At 71.3% G+C, this 2,520-nt stretch carries 2 protein-coding genes; both read right to left on the bottom strand.

What is annotated here, in order from left to right:
• Positions 1 to 1,610 (bottom strand): phosphoenolpyruvate--protein phosphotransferase (gene ptsP, locus CCN42_RS32005; RefSeq protein WP_086740851.1); only part of this gene is annotated, 1,610 nt, incomplete at its 3' end.
• A gap of 79 nt (positions 1,611 to 1,689) precedes the next feature.
• Positions 1,690 to 2,139: a PTS sugar transporter subunit IIA gene (locus tag CCN42_RS32000; RefSeq protein WP_086740850.1), complete on the bottom strand. Its 450-nt coding sequence runs from the start codon at positions 2,137 to 2,139 to the stop codon at positions 1,690 to 1,692.
• Positions 2,140 to 2,520: the final 381 nt, after the last annotated feature.

The raw sequence follows: 2,520 nt of genomic DNA, 5'->3' as shown, positions 1-2,520 counted from the left end.
CGGGCGGCCGCGGCCGCCCGCTCGCACTGCGCCAGCGTGTACTTCGCCAGCGTCGCCCGCACATACGGAATCGACGCCGCGCCCATGGAGAGGGAGGTGACCCCCAGACCGGTCAGCACGCACGCGAGCAGCGGGTCGGACGCCGCCTCACCGCACACACCACAGCTCTTGCCCTCGGCCCTCGCCGCCTCGGCGGACAGCGCCACCAGGTCGAGCAGCGCCGGCTGCCACGGGTCCTGCAGACGGGAGACAGCACCCACCTGACGGTCGGCGGCGAAGGTGTACTGCGCGAGGTCGTTCGTCCCCAGCGACAGGAACTCGACCTCCTGGAGGATCGAGCGCGCCCGCAGCGCGGCCGACGGGATCTCCACCATCGCACCGAACTTGGCCCGCAGCCCGGCCGCCCGGCACGCGTCGGCGAACGCCCGGGCGTCCGTACGGTCCGCCACCATCGGGGCCATCACCTCGAGGTGGACCGGCAGGCCCTCGGCTGCCTTCGCCAGCGCCGTCAGCTGGGTGCGCAGCACCTCGGGGTGGTCCAGCAGCGTGCGCAACCCGCGCACACCGAGCGCCGGGTTCGGCTCGTCCGCCGGAGTCAGGAAGTCCAGCGGCTTGTCCGCGCCCGCGTCGAGCACCCGCACCACGACCCGGCCCTCCGGGAACGCCTCGAGCACCTGCCGGTAGGCCTCGACCTGCTTCTCCTCGGACGGAGCGTTCTTGTTGTCGTCCAGGAACAGGAACTCGGTCCGGAAGAGACCGACACCCTCCGCGCCGGCCTCGACCGCCGCGGGCACATCCGCGGGTCCGCCGATGTTGGCCAGCAGCGGCACCTTGTGACCGTCGGAGGTGGCCCCCGGCCCCGTCGACCCCGCCAGTGCCGCCCTGCGCTCCGCGGCCGCCGCCTCCAGCTGCGCCTTCTTCTCCTCGGTCGGGTTCACGAAGACCTCACCGGTGCTGCCGTCGACGGCGACGACCGTCCCCTCGGCCAGCTCACCGGCACCCGGCAGCGCCACCACGGCCGGCACCCCTAGTGCCCGCGCCAGGATCGCGCTGTGGCTGGTCGGCCCGCCCTCCTCGGTGACGAAGCCCAGCACGAGCGTCGGGTCCAGCAGCGCCGTGTCGGCCGGAGCCAGATCACGGGCGACCAGTACGTACGGCTCGTCGCTGTCCGGCACACCCGGCATCGGCACGCCCAGAAGGCGGGCGACGATACGATTTCGCACGTCGTCGAGGTCGGCGACGCGACCGGCCAGGTACTCACCGGCACCGGCCAGCAGGTCCCGGTAGGCGGCGAACGCGTCGTACACGGCGCGCTCGGCCGTGCTGCCCACGGCGATCCGCCGGTCCACGTCCGCGATCAGCTCGGGATCCTGGGCCATCATGGCCTGCGCCTCGAGCACCGCCTGGGCTTCGCCCCCCGCCAGATTGCCGCGCGCCATCAGGTCGGCCGCCACAGCGTCCACGGCCTGGCGAGCGCGCCCCTGCTCACGCTCCGCCTCCTCGGCCGGGATCTGCTTGGCGGGCGGTTCGAGCACCGCCGTTCCCATGTGCCGAACCTCGCCGATCGCCACCCCGTGGCTCACGCCGACGCCTCGCAGCGTTGTCTCCATCTCACCCGTCTCCGATAGTGCGGCGGGCCCCGCCGCCGCGATGGTTGTCCTGCCTGGCCGTCCTACGACGGCAGTGACGTCACTTCCAGACGAAGAGACTGTCGCCGACCTTGACGTCACCGTCCTCGCGGAGCTCGGAGAGCGCCTCGGCGGTGGCCTCGAGCGCGACGACGGGGCAGACCGGCGACTTGCCCGCCGCCTCGACGGCCGCCGGGTCCCAGCGCACGACGGCCTGGCCGCGCGTCACGGTGTCGCCCTTGTTCACCAGCAGCTCGAAACCCTCGCCGTTGAGCTGCACGGTGTCGATGCCGAGGTGGGTGAGCACCCCGTGCCCGTTCGGGTCGACGACCACGAAGGCGTGGGGGTGGAGGGAGACGATGACTCCGTCGACGGGGGCGACCGCCTCGGAGGGCTCCCGTACGGGATCGATGGCGGTGCCCGGGCCGACCATGGCCCCGGAGAAGACCGGATCCGGCACGGCGGCCAGTCCGATGGCGCGTCCTGCCAGCGGGGACGTCACGGTGGTCATGGGAAGCCTCCCGGGGGGTGGAGATACATGGGCCGTCACTGCCTGTCCCGGACGGTGCACTGAGCAGCAGCGTATGTCACAGGAAGTGCGGGTTCCGCACGATAGCTCCTGAATAGAGGTCTAGACCACCTCCTCGCTGGATTTGCCCCCGCTCCGCGGCCCCGTGTACAGTCGTACTCCTGCTGAGGCCGAGTGACGCCTTCGAGTGTCCCAGCCCAGTGGCACCCAACTTGCCAGATCCTATCTCGGGGTCTCCTTCTGTATGCCTGCGGGAGGGTGGTCGGAGAGACGGAAAAACACTGGTAGAGTTGGAGACACCGAAGGGAAGCGCCCAGAGGAAAGCCCGAGAGGGTGAGTACGAAGGAAGCGTCCGTTCCTTGA

The sequence above is a fragment of the Streptomyces glaucescens genome (assembly GCF_002154375.1).
Classification (GTDB): Bacteria; Actinomycetota; Actinomycetes; order Streptomycetales; family Streptomycetaceae; genus Streptomyces; species Streptomyces glaucescens.
Note: the sequence above shows the minus strand (reverse complement) of the source record. Positions and strands in the feature narration are given on the sequence as shown.